Raw genomic sequence first — 16,355 nt, 5'->3', positions numbered from 1 at the left:
TTTGCGAGGAGAGCAGTTCGAGTAATCCTAGAAAGGAGTGAACTTCAAAAACAGGTTGAGGGCCAGGTTGGGGTTATTGACTGTGCGACCATACCCGGGAACACTGTACACGTCTATGGGAGAAAAGCGATCATAGGAGGACATTACCCTCAGTCTCAGATGAAACCCGAGAGAAAATAATTGGTTAATTCTGGCTTCAGGAACTGACTTTTTGAGTCTCACTTTGCTTTCGGAGGTGAGTACCATTTCTACCCATCGGGCTTCCAAATTCTTACGTATAAATTGCTCACTATAGTCGTCCTGACTACCAGACTGACTCTCCACATAGTATTCTCCCAGGTCATTAAAAGTACTCATCGCATACCGAACTCCCAGTCCAAGCCTGCTGGTACTATTGATGGCTTTCAGGTACCCACCACCTATTCTGTAGTAATTTCCTTCAGACTGGTATTTCCCGTTTTCAATGCCGTTTTTTGGTTGGAGATTTCCGGTGCCTATTTCCCCGGTGAGGTAATAGTTTTCAAAAAACAACAGGGAGAAGGCGCCTTCATATTTTTGCTCAAACCCAGCAGCACTTACCAAAGCTTTTCCATAGTCAAAACTGAATGAAGGCTGAATAAAACGCACGCTTTCCTCTTCCAGGCTGTCCACAGCCACAGAGTCTGCCTGGGCAAATGCTTGCCACATCAGTAAGAAACTAGAAATATACAGTAACGGTCGCATCATCGCTTATGCAGTCAGATGGGCAATTTAAAGTTAACGAATCAAAGGAGTGTGAAAGAACCTCTAAATTACCAGCACTTACCTTGGCCACCCTGGCTTTATCAATAGACTCGAAAGTTTCATAAGTAAAGGCGATGCTATAATCAATACCATCTATGGTGATGCGGTAGCTGGTCTGATTACTGGCAAGGAGCAAAGGCAGCCTGAAAGAGGTGGTGGAGTCTTCATAGCTCAACTCTGCACCATTTTCCAGGATACTGGTGTGCTGGAGTTGGACAGTCCCTTTATTAATTACAGTTAGGATCTTAGTGAGTTCAGTATTGATTGCCGTCAGCTGCTTGGAGTAGGAGGACAGACTATCCGAAACGATGGAGAGGCTATCTATGGTTTTATTAAATAAATCCTGAACCTCAATGTACTCTTCCTTACCTGCAGCTACCAGGGTATCCACGATGATCAGCGAGTCTTGCAGCACTTTCATAGAGTCCGTGTTGACTTTGCGCAAGGCAGTATTGGTGGCGATGGAATCCTTATTGAATTGGATGCTGTCATTCAGTACATCAGCGCTGTCCTGATTGATGAAAATCATTTTCACCGTGGGGTCATACCGTAGCGGCTCACCACAGTCAGCACATGGATCGCAGGCATAGGCCAGGGTCACCCAAATAAGAAGAATATAAAAGCTTTGCTTCATCTATACCGGATCTACATCAAAAATCACTTTCACACTTTTATATAACTGCTGACTGAGCATCATATTACGCGAATTAAGCAGGAATTCTTTTAAGGCCGACAAATTGAGCCCATGTTTTTCAAACTTTACCGTAATATCAAAGAGGTACTGGTTTCTGATCCGACCAATCATCGGCTCCACCGGGCCGATCACCCGAAGATCTCCCAGTTGTTTTCGGATCTCCTTGGCATAGAATTGTGCCGCATTGGCAACCAAATGCTTTTCATTATCCTTGAGCGTAATCCTGATGATTCTATAAAAAGGCGGATAGTGAAATTGCTGACGCTCCAGTATTTCAGCATTGAAGAAGCTCTCATAGTCTTGCCGTTTCAGGTGAGCAAAGATGGCCTGCTCCGGGTCATTGGTTTGGATGACCACATGCCCCTGATCGGCCCTTCGCCCGGCCCGGCCACTTACCTGGTGGATGAGCTGATACGCCCTTTCGTGAGATCTGAAGTCCGGGAAGTGGATCATCCGGTCTGCATCAAATACTCCCACAAGCTCTACGTGATCAAAATCGAGCCCTTTGCTGACCATCTGCGTTCCTACCAACACATCAATGTGTCCATTTTCAAAGTCATCAATAATCTTCTGATAGCTGTATTTGCTGCGGGTGGTGTCCAGATCCATTCGGGCGATCCGGGCATTGGGAAGGAGCAGTTGTAGCTCTTCTTCAATTTTCTCAGTGCCAAAACTCATCGTTTTAAGTTCCTGAGAGTTGCACAGGACGCAGGAAGAGAGCATTTCTGATTTGTGACCGCAGTAGTGACAGATCAGTAGGTTTTGATGGATATGAAAGGTGAGACTCACGTCGCAATGCGGGCATTTGGGTATGAATCCACAGTTTTGGCAGGTGAGGTAGGGGGCGTAACCTCTTCGGTTTTGGAAGAGGATGACTTGCTTGCCTTTGTCCATGACTTTTTCAATAGCTTCTATCAGGACGGAGCTGAAATTTCCTTTGATCTTGCGCTGTTTGCGCTCTTTGACCAGATTGGCCAGTACCACACTGGGGAGTATTGCTTCGTTGTATCTCTCCTCCAGTTTGACGAGCCCATACTTGCCTTCCAGGGCATTTTGATAACTCTCCAGACTGGGAGTGGCAGTGGCCAACAGTGTCTTTGCATGAAAGATGGATGCCAGATAGATGGCTGCATCACGCGCATGATATCGGGGTGCGGGTTCGTATTGCTTGAAAGATGTTTCATGCTCCTCGTCAATGATAATCAGCGAGAGGTCGTTGAACGGAAGGAAAATCGCACTGCGTACACCCACCACAAAGTTGAATTCGCCTTTCTGGATTTTTTGCCAGACCTCTACACGCTCGTTGTCCGAATATCTGGAATGAAATACTCCAAACTGGTCGCCAAAGACCTTGGCCAGTCGCTTAATGATCTGTGTGGTGAGGGCAATTTCGGGAAGGAGGTAAAGTACTTGTCCTCCATTTTCCAGAATATCCTGGATGAGCGAGATGAAAATTTCAGTTTTACCACTTCCGGTTACTCCCTTGAGCAGTACCGTACCTTTGGATTGAAATGACTCCAGAATATCTTTTCGGGCTTGCAGCTGTGCCGAAGAGAGGTTGATTTGTTGCGCACCGGAGGCTTTCATTCCATCCAGTCGTGAGACTATTTTTTCCCATTCTTCGAAGACACCATTTTTGATGAGTGTCTTGAGTGATGAGCTGCTGATGTCCGATTGAGTCAGTTCCTTTTTACTAATTCCGTGCTCATTGGATGATGGAGATTCTAGCAGGGGAACGCTTCGTAGATAAGCCAGGAGCACATCCAGCTGCTTGGTTTTTTTCTCCAGCTGTGCGGAAAGCTGATCGAGTCCGTCTTCGGTAGCGTGAGATTTCGAAAGCCTTATCCAGGTTTCTTTTTTAGGAGCATACTTGTCCTTTACCTGCTCAAATACCTGAATGGCTTTTTTCTCTTTTAGGTTTTTGACATGGTTATAAGGTGACTTGATGTCAAGAATTTTATTGACCTCACTCATTTTAATGTCACCGGAGAGCAGGTGATTGATGATGGATTGTTCTTTTTCCGTGAGGTCCAGGTCTTCAAGTACAGTCTCAGGGTTGAGGGATAAGATCGATTCACTTGAAATTTTGAGTCCGGCAGGTAGGGCGGCATTCACTACCTCACCAAGTGTGCACATGTAGTAACTGCTCATCCATTCGAAAAACCGGAGCTGCTGGAGGGTGAGTACCGGCTCCTGATCTACCAGATCCAGGATTTCCTTTGGGTTGTAGTCGGTGGGAGTTTGGTCGTGTACACTATGGATAATACCAGTGTAGATTTTTCTTTTCCCAAACTGCACGACGACTCTGGCGCCAATTTGAGGGTCGGGGTAGAGTAAATCAGAAAATCTGTAAGTGAATGTGCCTGGAAGAGGCAGAGGTAATATGACTTCAAGGTAGCTCAATCACACAAATCTAAACCAGAAATGCATGCGAGGGTAATTTTTTGGTGAGGCTTATTGGTTTTTTACGGCTACTGTGGCTGCTCCGTTTTGTTGCTTTAGCTTGTCATAGTTCTGCATCAGACGGTCGATCATTTTGATGCTGACACTGGTCATTTCCATCATGTCTTCAAACTTATTGAGCAACTCTTCAATTTTCTCTTTTGAAATTTCGTTATCCTCAGCCAGGCTTTTGCGGAGACTATCAACGTATTTTTTTTCTTCCTGATATAAGACCATGTCAGTTGGTTGATGGTTTGGTGGCTTTAAATTAGGCAATCCATTAGACATAAAAGTTCTTTATGTGCTGAAACTGAATTGTGAGTGAGTGAACATATCATTTTGGATCGTGAATCTCCGCCAGTGCATCGGTAAAATTATTGACAGGTCGTTTACATACTTTGTCAAAGCAAACGTAAATAGTGGTTTCATTGTTTACCACGGTCTTGTACTCAAATAGGGGCAGACTACTACCTGTGGTGCTTACCATGAGGATTTTATTGGGCAAATAGGTCTTGTTGATTTGCAGCGCTTGTTCCTGAGCCTGGGCTCCCACCAGTAGCACTTCTGCAGTAGGTTTGAGTCTGAGTAAGGAAATGGATGCCCAGTTGGATAGATACTCTGGCTCTTGTCGGATCAGTTTGTTCATCTGATAAATCATCGTGAAAGCTATTTTTTTATAAGACTCATCATCATACATCAGGCCAAGCTTATGTAAATTCTCTGCCATGATAGAGTTGGAGGCCGGAATGACATTGTCGAAAATTTCTTTCTTTCGGGCGATGAGATGCTCCGCCTGATTGCTGGTATAGTAGAACAGGTTTTCTTTGGGATCGAAAAACTCATTGATCACCTGGTTTGTCATGGTTCGGGCCAGCTCCAAGTAGGTTTCATCAAAGAAGGTCTCATAATAGGTAATAAATGCCTGTATCACTGCAGCATAATCCTCAAGATACCCTCGTGTATCCAGCCCATAAATTCTCACCAGCCCTTTGTCAGTCATGAGTTGTTGGCTGATAAAGGCTGCATTTTCAGTGGCTAAGTCCGCAAAAATTGTTTCTCCGGTGGCTTGATAACTGTGACATAAACCTGTGAGTGCCAATCCATTCCATCCGGCAATGAGCTTGTTATCCAGACCAGGTCTTACTCTGGTGTTTCGCACCTCCAATGCCTTGGCATTGAATTGCTCCACCTGATCTCTAAGTTCTGTGACGGAAAGATTGAGTTCGGTGGCCAATACTTTATCATCTTCCAATTTTCGAAGCACATTCTTTCCGGGCTCCCAGTTGCCTTCTTTGGTGACATTGTAATACTCGGCAATGACTGAGAAATCACCCCCGGCCAGCTCCTTCACCTCCTCGAAAGTCCACACATAAAACTTACCTTCCTCTTCTTCACTGTCTGCATCCAGTGCGCTGTAGAATCCTCCCTGCTCATGAAGCATCTCACGCCGCAGCCATTGAGCTATGCCGGTTAGTACCCGCTTGTACTCACTTTTTCCTGTGAGTTTGTAGGCATTGGCATACAAAGACAGCAGCTGACCATTGTCATAAAGCATTTTTTCGAAATGAGGAACATGCCACTCGCCATCTACAGAATACCGGGAAAACCCACCTCCAACGTGATCATATATGCCGCCGGAGGCTATTTTATCGAGTGTCAGGAGACAATGTTCCCGGGCCTTCGTTTGCGCACTGGTATGAGAATAGGTGAGAAGGAAGTTCCATAGTGCAGGCATTGGAAATTTTGGCGCCCGGTTCATGCCTCCCCATTTCGGATCAAACTTATTTTTCAGGCTGTCGTAAGCTGTGTCAAAATCTGACAGAGTCAGCGCGAGGCCTCCGTCTGTAAGTCCATATTTTTCAGCCTCACTTTGATCTATATTGGCAGCAAATTGTGATGCGGACTCATAAAGCTGATCGTATTTATGTACATAGGCATCGCTGACAGAGACAATAAGCTTTTTCCACTGGTCAGGCGGGAAGTAGGTGCCTCCGTAAAAGGGTTTTTGATCGGGAGTGATGAATACGTTGAGGGGCCAGCCACCTCGCAAGCCCATGGCTTGCACGGCATCCATATAGATATTGTCCAGGTCTGGTCGCTCTTCCCTGTCCAGCTTGATGTTGATAAACCGCTCATTCATCAGCCTGGCAATTTCCTCATTTTCGAAGCTTTCATGAGCCATCACGTGGCACCAGTGACAGGAGGAGTAGCCGATGCTCAGGAGAATGGGTTTGTTCTCTTCCTTGGCCTTGTTCAAAGCTTCCGGACCCCATGGATACCAATCCACCGGATTGTGGGCATGCTGTAGGAGGTAGGGGCTCGTAGAGTTTATTAAATGATTAGTGAATTCGTATTCCTCGGTGGTTTCTTCTTGATGTGTCATATTCTGGGTACACTGAATGAATAAAAAACTGATCGCCAGTGTGCTGAGGATGAGTATCTTCATGTCTAGCGGATTAGTTGGTTTTTGATGAGCTCCATTTCACCGGAGACGTCCACACGTTGGCTTAGGGCTTCCAGTTTGGTGAGTGTAGACCTGAGAAAGCGCTGATGTTCATTGGTGTCAGGATGGAAAGGACGATGTTCCAGTGATTTTTTGACCTTGGTCCATTCGCTGATAAAGCCAATGGCATCCGGATCTAAACAAGCTGTGATGAATCGCTCCCAAATGTACTGTATGGCCTGCTCGGTAGGGTGGATCATGTCTTCTTTGAAGAAACGATAATCCCGGAGTTCATCAATCAGAATTTCGTAAGCAGGGAAGTAGTAGATATTTGGGTCATTCTTCACGATGTTATTGACCGTTTGGAGAAGGGTGGCTTTGCTTACATTGTTTTCGATCAGTCCATCTCTGATGTGACGGACCGGACTCACGGTCAGAATCACCTTAATGTCGGGATTGATGGTGCGGAGCAATTCCATGGTCTGAAAAAAGTCCTCTTCTATCTCTGCCTGGCTGAGGCTTAGTTTCTGAAAATGTCTTTGGGGAATTTTATGGCAATTAGCCACGATTTTTCCACTTTCGAGGTGTTTGTACACATAGATGGTGCCCAGGGTAATGATGAGCCAGTTGGCGCTGGTAAGGCTTTGTCTGGAGGTGAGGCTTCTGGCCTCCAGGAGGGCTTTGAAGGAATCCATGGCTGTGCCCGAGATGTCACTGTGCGTATCCCAATGAAAATAAACACCCCCTGCCTCAATGAAATTATCCGGGTCTAGCCCTTCTGAAAGCAGAAGCCGGAGATTTTTGAAAATGGAAAAGGGGTTATACAAAATCCCAAGGGGGTTGGTGACAACATCAAACTTGTGTGCGGTGAGTTTATCCCCGATGTTATCTGAAAAGCAGGAGCCAATACTGAAAATAGAATCTTTCAGCTTGATCTTATGTGGTGCTTCAGGTATTTGGAAGGGTAGCGTAAACACAGTAGCTAAGTTAGAGAAGAAAGGAACAAAAAAAACCCTGATCTCTATTCGAAATCAGGGTTTCCGTGTTTTCTAATGACTGTATTTATTCAGCGATTACACTAATAGTGATTTCGTGATGAACAGCTTTGTGAAGGTCGATTACAGCAGTATGCTCTCCAAGTTCTTTGATACTTCCCAGACTGATTTTCTTTCTGTCAATATCAAATCCCTTTTCCTTCAATGCATCAGCTACCTGTAGGGCAGTGACTGCACCGAAAATCTTCCCGCTTTCTCCAGCTTTGGTTTTGATCTCCAATTTCAGATCTCCAAGTTTGCTGGCGATTTCTTCAGCGTCATTTTTTATCTTCTCAGCTTTGTGAGCTGCTTGTCTAACATTCTCAGCGATCATCTTCTTGTTGCTTTCGCTAGCGATGATTGCAAAACCCTGAGGGATCAGATAGTTTCTTCCGTATCCTGGCTTTACGCTCACGATATCGTTTTTGTATCCTACTCCTTTTACGTCGTCTTTCAATATTATCTCCATCTCACTATTACTTTAAAGAGTCTGTAACATATGGCAAGAAAGCAAGGTGTCTTGCTCTTTTCACGGCCTGAGAAACCTTTCTTTGGTACTTCAGACTTGTTCCGGTAATTCTTCTTGGAAGAAGTTTACCCTGCTCATTTACAAAAGCTAGCAAGAAATCAGGATTCTTGTAGTCGATGTATTTGATGCCACTTTTCTTGAATCGGCAGTATTTGTCTTTTTTCTGCTCTCTGTTGATCGGTTCGTTCTGTAGTGTCATGATGCTACTTCCTCTTTTTTCTTGTTGAATTCTCCTTTTCTTCTTCGCGTATTGTAAGTCACAGCGTGCTTATCAAGAGCGGTGGTAAGGAATCGCATGATCTTCTCGTCCCTTCTATACTCTGTCTCCAACTTGTTGATTACGGATGTTTCTGCCTTAAATTCAAAAAGGTGATAGAAGCCTGTGCTCTTGTGATTGATAGGATAGGCAAGTTTTTTCAAACCCCAATTCTCATCATTTACAATTTCTGCACCGCTATCTTTCAAAACACCTCTGAATTTTTCGACAGCATCCTTCATCTGAGCTTCAGACAAAACGGGAGTTAAAATGAATACTGTCTCGTAATCTCGTTTCATAATAATGTTAAATAGATAACTAAAATTTTTCGAAGTGCAAAAGTAGGGAAAGAAATACTAATGCGCAATGAATAGGGGTGAATTGTCACCGGTGGAGCGCCTTTCTATTTCACCAAAAAGCTCCCCTTACCCATCAGGTAATCATCTGTGTAGACTTCCACTTGATAACTGCCCGTGGCGTATTCGCTTCCTTTTTTATAAAAAACAGTCACCAACTGGCTGTTTTTGTCGTAGAGAATCTCTTGTTTGGCAGAGTAGAACAGCTCCCGACCCTCAAATATAAAAGACCCTGAGCCTCTCGTTACATCAAAAAGCACATTGCCATCTGGAGCTATGATTCTCACCAACAGGTCTTTACCTTCTATAGGAGCCACTTTGTTATCAGCTACAGTAAAGGTGATTTTTAACTGGTCCACCTGTCGGCTTCTGAACTCGCCTTCACGCTCTTTCCCTCCATCACTTACCGCAAACACTTTGAGGCCTTCCACTTTGAGCCTTGAAGCAAAGGCCACTTTATCGGCCAATTCTTCTTTGGCCTTGTTGATTTCCTGAATGGATTCGTTCAGCTGTTGCTTTTCTGTTTTCAGCTCCACGTTCTCGGTGAGCAGTTCTTCGTTGAGCTTCTTTAATTCTTCTATTTCCACATCCTTGGCCAATAATAGCTCCTGGTAGCCATCCACCCGATCTTTGAGTGAGGCCATGAGGTCTTTTTGTCTGCTCTGGTTAGTCAGGAGTTGCTTCTTTTCTGTTTCCAGCTGTTGCTTGATTTTCAATAGTGTGTCTATTTCCCCTCCAAGCTGGGAGATGGTCAGGATTTTGCTATCCAGTTGGCTGGAGATGCTGTCCAGTTGCAGCAGCGTTTTGTTGAGCTCCAGGGCCTGGGCCTCTTTCTCTTTTTCGAGGGTATCATTGGTGTAGTATAAAAATATCAGGACCCCTAGCAAGGCCACAATCAACCCGATGAATAGGGCGGTTCTGTCTTTTGGTTTCGGATTGCTCTGTGGGGTGCTGTTTTCGTTTTGTACTTCCATCGCTGTTTTTTGATTTGCACGCAAAAATAGACGAATAGGGCCGAAAATAATAATCTCTTGAAGTCCTTAAAACTTCAATACAAAGTGCTGCTTTTTGATGGGATGGTGTGGGAATATAATTCCGGCCTGGAAGATGTCAATCGTGAGAGGATATGCCGGATTTTTGACGATGGCGCTCCAGCTGTTTTTCATGTCCTGAGACCAATAGATATCATGAACAATGATGCACTGAGTGCCGGGTGAATGTTTCCTGATGGCATCGAGGTAGAATGCGATGGTGTCTGATCGGTGATCTGCGTCCAGGAAAATCAAAGCTGGCTGTGATTCACTGAGGGTTGATACAAAAGTGTCTCTGACATCACCAATGACCTGATGAATATCGGAGAGGCCCAACTTTTCGAAATGCCTTTTAGCGATATTGGCAATTTGGGGAGAGCCTTCCAGTGTCCATACACTACTGGCCACTGATTGAGACATATACAGGGTGTTCAACCCTATGGATGTGCCAGCCTCCAATACGGTATGATACTTTTGATGGTTGATCAGCTTGAAGAGGAAATAAGAAAAGGAGTGGCTGGAGGCTACTCTTCGTGATAGTTTTTTCACGGTGGATCGATGATCTTCTCCTGTTTTTGGATCCTGAAAATCAACGGTGAGGTCAGATCTGGTGATTTTTTGACGGAGCTTCCGGAGTGCTGATTCTTGTGTTTTTGCTCTTTTTCGTATGACTTCATTGTACAGCTCAAAGACAAAAGGGGAGTGCAGATCATGGGCATTAAGTGATACAGATCTGTATTTCAGATATTCTTTGAAAGTAAAAAATGGGGAAGCCAAGTGGTCAGTTCAATTTGAATGGAACGACCATTTCAAATTCAGGAATATTCACTTTGAATCGTTTGCCATCTACCAGGCGCTCCATGGTGTAATGTCCATACATTTTCCCAAAACCAGATTTTAGGTTACAACCGGAAACGTATTGGTGCATTTGGCCAGGCTCCAGAATGGGTTGTTTTCCCACCACTCCTTCACCTTCTACTTCTCTTTTGGGGAAGGTAAGATCTATGATGTCCCAGTGCCTGGAGAGCAGTTGAATGGTTTTATCACTTAGATTTTCTATCGTGATCTGATAGGTGAATACATAATGACGCTGTACGGGATTGGAGTATTCCTGCTGATATTCGGTATCAACCGTTACCTTTATTCCTTTTGTGGTATCAGTAGTCATTGCTTTGTTTTCGGAGAGAAATTTATAAGATTTCTCTTTTAATTTACTATCAATCAAAAGAAAGTTTTCAGATAGACATATGAATGTAAAAATAGGACCTTCATGGAAGTCATTATTAGAAGGAGAATTTGACAAGGGTTATTTCAAGGAACTTACCGGGTTTGTAAAAGAAGAGTATCAAAAACATACCATTTATCCACCTGGAGGGCAGATTTTTAATGCCTTTGATCTTTGTCCTGTGGAAGATACCCGGGTAGTGATAATAGGGCAGGATCCTTATCATGGTCCCGGCCAGGCCAACGGACTTTGTTTCTCGGTGCGAGAGGGGATGCCTATGCCTCCATCACTGGTCAATATTTTCAAAGAGCTGAAAGGAGATCTCGGAAACGAAATCCCATCACACGGAAGCCTGGAACGATGGGCTCAGCAGGGCATTCTGTTATTGAACGCTACTCTGACTGTCAGGGCTCACCAGCCGGGATCTCATCAAAACAAAGGCTGGGAGGAGTTTACGGACGCTGTGATCCGTTTACTCTCAGAAAAAAAAGACGGCTTGGTCTTTATTTTGTGGGGGGCATATGCGCAGCGGAAAGGCGAAATCATAGATTCTCAGAAGCATTTTGTGATCAAATCCCCACACCCTTCACCGTTTTCCGCTCATCGGGGATTTTTTGGTAGTAAACCGTTCTCAAAAGCGAATAATTATTTGCTTAAAAATGGAAAGGAATCTATAAATTGGTGATATGAGTTACTACGATCATCTCGAGGGGCGTCGGGAAAGAAAAAACACACTACCGGGATGCATGATGCTCGTGGGATTTATCGTTGGAATGATTATGCTGATCAGGTTGATAGCGTACTTGCTAACTCCCGTTCCCATCCAATAACTGAGCTACGACTGGATGTACTCCACATCCTGATCGTCATCAGGGACGGTTTCTGAATCGAAGTTGGGCTTCTTTACATACACCAATGAGGTAAGTTTATCTGTTTTGCTGGTGTAGCCTGTAATGATCTGAAACTCGTCTCCCTCTCCTGATAAAAATAAAGGAATCATCCCTGTTGCGAACTTACTTCTGAAACCCTCATACTCAGACTGACTTTCGAAAGATATTTCAGAGAATGGATTTTTCACTCTGATCAACTGTACGAGTGTGACAAAGTCCACCCGCGCATTGAATAGCACATTTTTGGGCAGCGGGAGGTTGGTGTTGTCCGCTTCTTCCTTACTTGCGAGCCTGAAAACATTGGTCTCACCCAGTTCCTTTTCAAACCAGGTGCAAGCCAGGTCATTAAGTCCGGAGTTAGAAGTCATGGCCACCAGTTTACCTATTTTCGATAGGTCAATTTCATCAAAGATTTGATCAGAGAGAATATTGGATTGCAGGGTTTTCAGTCCCGCTTTTTTGGCTTCTTTGATACTCGGAGCAGAGGTGTCTACCAGTAGTACATAGGTGCCATGGTCTTTAATGACCTGAGCAATTTTACGTGCCAATTCATTAGCACCCACAATCAAAATACCCTTGGGTTCTGCACGCTTTACACCAAGCAGGGAAGCCACGTATTTGGCAGAAGAACCCTGCAGCACCACGGTTCCCACAATAATAAGAAATACCAGGGGCAGGAGTAGTTCTGCTTCTTTTGGGTCAATGTGGGTGTCACCTTTGATCAGATCGAGAGAAAAGAGAGATGCTACGGCCGCTGCCACGATCCCCTTGGGGCCGATCCATGAGATGAAGACGATCTCTCTCCAGTTGAGGTGAGAACCTATAGTGCTTAGTAAAACACCGATAGGTCTTACAATCAGTATGATGATCAAGAAGAGGATCAGGCTTTCCCAACCTAATTTTTCTATCTGAATGATGTCTATTCTGGAAGAGAGCAGGATGAAAAGGACTGAAATAAGGATTACGCTGATGTCTTCTTTGAAGGAAAGTATTTTTTTAAGCTCTTCGAGTTTCACATTGGCCAGAGCAATTCCCATGACAGTGGCGGCCATCAGACCCGCTTCAGCGTGAATCATCTCCGATATGGCAAAGGTGAAAATGACCAGTGCCAATGTGAATACATTTTGGAGGTAGCCGGGCAATGCATTGTTTTTGATAAGCGAATAGAGGAAGAACGCTCCGAGTCCACCAGATACAATCCCGGCTGATATGGTGATGAAGAAATCCTGGAAGACTTCCATAGGATAGTCAACACCATGCTTTGAGGAGAGAATGAATTCGTACATCAACACCGCGATCAATGCACCTAGCGGATCGATCAGAATGCCTTCCCATTTGAGTACTGTGTTTACGTTGGTATTGGGGCGTACATTTCTGAGAATAGGAATCACCACGGTGGGGCCCGATACGATAATGAGCGCCCCGAATAGAAAGGACATTTGCCAGCTTAGACCCATGATGAAATGGGCAGATACGCCGCCTCCAATGAAGGTGATCAATGCTCCTATAATGAGCAGGTTTCTGACGGTGCCAGCCAGACTCCTGATTTCTTTGAGGTTAAGAGTAAGTCCGCCCTCGAACAGGATCACCCCAACTGCGATAGAAACGAATGAGAAAAGCAGATCACCACTGAAGATGGCATCCCCGTCTATCAGCTTGCTGCCATCCGCTGTAAACAGAGTAGCTATTGGCCCAATGGCTAAACCAATTAATATTAACGGTAGAATAGCCGGCTGCTTGATTTTCCAGGCCAACCACTGAGCAAAAATACCGAGCACAAAAATACTAGCTAGTTCGAGCATATCATTTGTTTAGGGTACTCTCCACAAGACCTTGAGAAGAGGTCCTAAGATAACACAAGAGCCAAACCTACGCAGTATCTTTTGTTAATTAAAACACCTCAGCGCATTATTATTCTATCACATTGAACAGTCTGTTCCATCTGATCTTGCTCAGGAATGACCCTTTTTCATCCATGGACATCCAAATGAACGAAGCTTCACCCACTACATTGTCTTCAGGTACAAAGCCCCAATAACGGGAGTCTTCTGAGTTGTGACGGTTGTCACCCATCATGAAGTAATAATCTTTGGTAAAGGTATATTCTGACACCTCCTGGCCTCCAATGATGAGTTTGTCTACCTCAATTACAACGTCCTCCAGATCTTCGTAGTCCTCGATGGTAGATCCATATTTGGCCAGAGTGTATTCATCTACCTGTATGGTAAACCCTCGCCCGGGTATTGTCAGTGGCCCAAAATTGTCTGCATTCCATGGAAAATATGTGGAGTTTGGAAAAATTCTCGGCTCTGCATTTTCCTTATTCATAAACATGGGTTCTGCAGATTTTACAAAATCCAGCTGTACAAGCTGCTCAGCTTCAGACTTTGTGGTAAGCACCACATACCCTTTTTTGCCTTCCGGAGTTACGGCAGGGCCATATTCCCAAATATTGTAGTTGCTGAATACCCGGTCTCTGATCACCTGATCTGTTTCTACAAAGTATTTGTGTTGCATCATTTCAGGATCCGTTCCTTTCTCCCCGTTGATGTATACCTGGCCTGTTTTAACCTCTATTTCGTCACCAGGAATGGCCACGCAACGCTTGATATAGTGTGTTTTCAAGTCAAGAGGATGAAAATCACCATCCGGACGTCTGTTGTAAGTGTCATTGACAGGATAGTTGAATACTACCACGTCATTACGCTCTACTTTCCCTAAAGAGGGGAGTCTGAACTGAGGGAGTTCAATCGCTTCTATGTAGGATGGAATTTCTGTACCCCAAATTTTGGCGTGTGTGAGAGGTATCTGAAGGGGTGTTTTCGGTGTTCTTGGGCCGTAGTTGATCTTACTTACGAAAAGAAAATCTCCCACCAAAAGGGATCGTTCCATAGATGGAGTGGGGATCACATAGGCTTCCATGAAAATCCATCGGATAAAAGTGGCCGCAAAAACCGCAAATACGATTGCTTCAAACCATTCCTGACCGACAGTGCGCACCCTCTTGGGCATTTCGGTGGCCTTGCCCTCATAGCTGGCACTGCTAAATGCAATGTAAACCATGTAAATAGGCGCGAAGATCACGCCAAGGGATTGGTCTTTGTATGAGTACCTGCCAAAGGACTTGAGTAGGTCCAGGTGAATAGTGAGTGCAATAAAGAAATTAACTACAGGTACAAAAAGCAGGAACAGCCACCATACAGGCCTTCCGATGATTTGCAGGTGCACATAGTAGTTGTAAAAAGGCACAAAACCAATCCAGGAGGGTTGCCCGGCTTTTTCAAAAAACTTGTAATAAGCAATTGATTGAAGTAAGTACCATCCGATAACGAGGATCAGAGTGAATGACAGGCTAAAGTCGTTGAGATACATTTATGATTGATTGTTTAAAAACCCTCTAATTGATAAGATTCCGGTCTGGTTAGTTGCCCACTCAGCTACTTTTATTACACCTTCGGCAAAAACTTTACGATCATGTGCTACGTGAGTGATTTCGATCGTTTCCAGAGGTGATCGATAGGTGACCGTATGAGTGCCTGGTACGTTGGCTTCTCTTTTGGAGATGATGCCTAGGGTATGATGATCTTCAGAAGACTCGTTAACCCATTTTTTTACGGAAGGGTCGTTTTTTTGGATGCCTTCTGCCAGGGTAATTGCTGTTCCACTGGGAGCATCTTTTTTCTCTGTGTGATGTATTTCCACCATTTCCGGCACAAAATCTTCGAGTTGGCTCATTTTCTTAGCCAGCCATTCGTTGAGCTCGAAGAATAAATTCACGCCGACACTATAATTGGAAGCATACAGGAACGTACCGTTGGTCTCAGTACAAAGCGCTTTCACTTCATCGTATCGATCCAGCCAGCCTGTGGTACCGGCCATTGTTTTTACCTTGTTGGAAAGGAGGGTGGTGATGTTGTCAAAAGCTGAGGAAGGCTGAGAGAACTCGATGGCTATGTCCGTATTGTCAGGTGATATCTTCTGGATGTCCGAGTGGTTGTCCTGATCTATGATGTAGCTGATTTGGTGACCTCTTGTTCTGGCAATTTGTTCAATGGACTTGCCCATTTTACCATATCCTATCAGTGCGATGCGCATTATTTTATACTTAGTGAGATTGAAAAGCCTAAAGCTTGCGAAAATAATGGAGTTGATTGAATAGATGGGGATACTTTCAGAGAAAGGTTGTCATTCACATCGAATTCGTTCAAATGGGCAGATACGTGGGCGTCTACTACGTTGAGCAGATAAAAAGCCGCACCAATCAGGATAAGCAGGTCCCTGTTTCGCCTAAAAGCGTCCCTGTTTCTGGTGAGAGCGGTTTCCTGAAACCTGTCTTTATATGGGTTTTCAGTGAAGGGATCTGAATCCACTTCAGCAATGAGTGAATTGCGCATCTCATTGTAAATCACATTGTTGTAATTGATATAATGGCCGATGATCAACCCGCCACCATAGATCAGGGGAATTTTCCAGTATTGATTGTTGTAAGCCTGCCCCAGTCCGGGCAATACTGCCGATAAAAGGGCCGCTTTATTGGGGTCGAGTTCAGAAACGGTTTTGATGGTTTCTATCTGACTGAGGTCTGAGTTCAAAAAGAGAGAGTCGGCCCGGTTGCGTTGTGCGTTGGTGCTGAATGCTACCAATAGCAATGCCATTGGTAGCCAGTATTTCA

The 16,355-nt window shown here is 44.5% G+C and carries 17 protein-coding genes; 1 reads left to right on the top strand and 16 read right to left on the bottom strand.

Annotated features, from left to right (window positions below):
• Positions 1–27: 27 nt before the first annotated feature.
• From GV030_RS04590 to apaG, 12 genes are all read right to left on the bottom strand, one after another.
• A complete protein-coding gene (locus GV030_RS04590) occupies positions 28–687 on the bottom strand; it encodes a DUF6048 family protein (RefSeq protein WP_159580237.1) in 660 nt (219 codons plus the stop codon).
• A gap of 10 nt (positions 688–697) precedes the next feature.
• Positions 698–1,417, bottom strand: a complete 720-nt coding sequence (locus GV030_RS04585; RefSeq protein ID WP_159580235.1) for a hypothetical protein — start codon at positions 1,415–1,417, stop codon at positions 698–700.
• Entirely contained in the window at positions 1,418–3,880 is a 2,463-nt protein-coding gene (gene priA, locus GV030_RS04580) for a primosomal protein N' (protein WP_159580234.1), read from the bottom strand. It lies immediately after the preceding gene.
• 51 nt (positions 3,881–3,931) lie between these two features.
• Positions 3,932–4,156: a hypothetical protein gene (locus GV030_RS04575; protein ID WP_159580233.1), complete on the bottom strand. Its 225-nt coding sequence runs from the start codon at positions 4,154–4,156 to the stop codon at positions 3,932–3,934.
• A gap of 97 nt (positions 4,157–4,253) precedes the next feature.
• Positions 4,254–6,365 carry a thioredoxin domain-containing protein gene (locus tag GV030_RS04570; protein WP_255465102.1) on the bottom strand — a complete coding sequence of 704 codons (2,112 nt, stop codon included), beginning with the start codon at positions 6,363–6,365 and terminating at the stop codon, positions 4,254–4,256.
• Between the two features lie 2 nt (positions 6,366–6,367).
• On the bottom strand, positions 6,368–7,339 hold the full coding sequence (locus tag GV030_RS04565) for a GSCFA domain-containing protein (protein WP_159580232.1): 972 nt from the start codon (positions 7,337–7,339) through the stop codon (positions 6,368–6,370).
• An 85-nt stretch (positions 7,340–7,424) separates the two neighbouring features.
• Positions 7,425–7,865, bottom strand: a complete 441-nt coding sequence (gene rplI / locus GV030_RS04560; protein ID WP_159580231.1) for a 50S ribosomal protein L9 — start codon at positions 7,863–7,865, stop codon at positions 7,425–7,427.
• A 7-nt stretch (positions 7,866–7,872) separates the two neighbouring features.
• Positions 7,873–8,124, bottom strand: a complete 252-nt coding sequence (gene rpsR / locus GV030_RS04555) for a 30S ribosomal protein S18 (protein WP_159580230.1) — start codon at positions 8,122–8,124, stop codon at positions 7,873–7,875.
• A complete protein-coding gene (gene rpsF, locus GV030_RS04550) occupies positions 8,121–8,480 on the bottom strand; it encodes a 30S ribosomal protein S6 (protein ID WP_370519053.1) in 360 nt (119 codons plus the stop codon). The genes rpsR and rpsF overlap by 4 nt, the downstream gene beginning before the upstream one ends.
• A gap of 104 nt (positions 8,481–8,584) precedes the next feature.
• The gene (locus tag GV030_RS04545; RefSeq protein WP_159580229.1) at positions 8,585–9,511 is read right to left on the bottom strand and encodes a chromosome segregation protein SMC; all 927 of its coding nucleotides are present in this window, start codon (positions 9,509–9,511) and stop codon (positions 8,585–8,587) included.
• A 66-nt stretch (positions 9,512–9,577) separates the two neighbouring features.
• Positions 9,578–10,345 carry an O-methyltransferase gene (locus GV030_RS04540; protein WP_159580228.1) on the bottom strand — a complete coding sequence of 256 codons (768 nt, stop codon included), beginning with the start codon at positions 10,343–10,345 and terminating at the stop codon, positions 9,578–9,580.
• Between the two features lie 4 nt (positions 10,346–10,349).
• Complete coding sequence (gene apaG / locus GV030_RS04535) at positions 10,350–10,736, bottom strand: Co2+/Mg2+ efflux protein ApaG (protein WP_159580227.1); 387 nt, start codon at positions 10,734–10,736, stop codon at positions 10,350–10,352.
• Between the two features lie 79 nt (positions 10,737–10,815).
• On the opposite strand from apaG, the gene GV030_RS04530 reads away from it, so the two are divergent.
• Positions 10,816–11,478, top strand: coding sequence for a uracil-DNA glycosylase (locus GV030_RS04530; RefSeq protein WP_159580226.1), 663 nt, complete (start codon positions 10,816–10,818; stop codon positions 11,476–11,478).
• A 150-nt stretch (positions 11,479–11,628) separates the two neighbouring features.
• On the opposite strand, the gene GV030_RS04525 is transcribed toward GV030_RS04530, so the two are convergent.
• From GV030_RS04525 to GV030_RS04510, 4 genes are all read right to left on the bottom strand, one after another.
• Positions 11,629–13,485: a sodium:proton antiporter gene (locus tag GV030_RS04525; RefSeq protein WP_159580225.1), complete on the bottom strand. Its 1,857-nt coding sequence runs from the start codon at positions 13,483–13,485 to the stop codon at positions 11,629–11,631.
• Positions 13,486–13,594: 109 nt separating this feature from the next.
• A complete protein-coding gene (gene lepB / locus GV030_RS04520) occupies positions 13,595–15,055 on the bottom strand; it encodes a signal peptidase I (RefSeq protein WP_221413285.1) in 1,461 nt (486 codons plus the stop codon).
• Positions 15,056–15,778: a 4-hydroxy-tetrahydrodipicolinate reductase gene (dapB, locus tag GV030_RS04515; protein WP_159580224.1), complete on the bottom strand. Its 723-nt coding sequence runs from the start codon at positions 15,776–15,778 to the stop codon at positions 15,056–15,058.
• Positions 15,778–16,338 (bottom strand): DUF5683 domain-containing protein, encoded by a 561-nt coding sequence (locus tag GV030_RS04510; protein WP_159580223.1) that lies wholly within the window; start codon positions 16,336–16,338, stop codon positions 15,778–15,780. The genes dapB and GV030_RS04510 overlap by 1 nt, the downstream gene beginning before the upstream one ends.
• Between the last annotated feature and the right edge of the window lie 17 nt (positions 16,339–16,355).

The organism is Marinoscillum sp. 108 (genome assembly GCF_902506655.1).
Taxonomy (GTDB): Bacteria; Bacteroidota; Bacteroidia; order Cytophagales; family Cyclobacteriaceae; genus Marinoscillum; species Marinoscillum luteum.
This window is presented reverse-complemented; position numbering and strand designations above follow the sequence as displayed.

What these genes read in the sequence shown, in the direction of transcription:
- GV030_RS04590 (WP_159580237.1), bottom strand. Translation starts at nt 687, where the DNA reads ATGTGGCAAGCATTTGCCCAGGCAGACTCTGTGGCTGTGGACAGCCTG.
- GV030_RS04585 (WP_159580235.1), bottom strand. Translation starts at nt 1,417, where the DNA reads ATGAAGCAAAGCTTTTATATTCTTCTTATTTGGGTGACCCTGGCCTAT.
- GV030_RS04575 (WP_159580233.1), bottom strand. Translation starts at nt 4,156, where the DNA reads ATGGTCTTATATCAGGAAGAAAAAAAATACGTTGATAGTCTCCGCAAA.
- GV030_RS04570 (WP_255465102.1), bottom strand. Translation starts at nt 6,365, where the DNA reads ATGAAGATACTCATCCTCAGCACACTGGCGATCAGTTTTTTATTCATT.
- rplI (WP_159580231.1), bottom strand. Translation starts at nt 7,865, where the DNA reads ATGGAGATAATATTGAAAGACGACGTAAAAGGAGTAGGATACAAAAAC.
- rpsR (WP_159580230.1), bottom strand. Translation starts at nt 8,124, where the DNA reads ATGACACTACAGAACGAACCGATCAACAGAGAGCAGAAAAAAGACAAA.
- rpsF (WP_370519053.1), bottom strand. Translation starts at nt 8,480, where the DNA reads ATGAAACGAGATTACGAGACAGTATTCATTTTAACTCCCGTTTTGTCT.
- GV030_RS04545 (WP_159580229.1), bottom strand. Translation starts at nt 9,511, where the DNA reads ATGGAAGTACAAAACGAAAACAGCACCCCACAGAGCAATCCGAAACCA.
- apaG (WP_159580227.1), bottom strand. Translation starts at nt 10,736, where the DNA reads ATGACTACTGATACCACAAAAGGAATAAAGGTAACGGTTGATACCGAA.
- GV030_RS04530 (WP_159580226.1), top strand. Translation starts at nt 10,816, where the DNA reads ATGAATGTAAAAATAGGACCTTCATGGAAGTCATTATTAGAAGGAGAA.
- GV030_RS04525 (WP_159580225.1), bottom strand. Translation starts at nt 13,485, where the DNA reads ATGCTCGAACTAGCTAGTATTTTTGTGCTCGGTATTTTTGCTCAGTGG.
- lepB (WP_221413285.1), bottom strand. Translation starts at nt 15,055, where the DNA reads ATGTATCTCAACGACTTTAGCCTGTCATTCACTCTGATCCTCGTTATC.
- dapB (WP_159580224.1), bottom strand. Translation starts at nt 15,778, where the DNA reads ATGCGCATCGCACTGATAGGATATGGTAAAATGGGCAAGTCCATTGAA.
- GV030_RS04510 (WP_159580223.1), bottom strand. Translation starts at nt 16,338, where the DNA reads ATGGCATTGCTATTGGTAGCATTCAGCACCAACGCACAACGCAACCGG.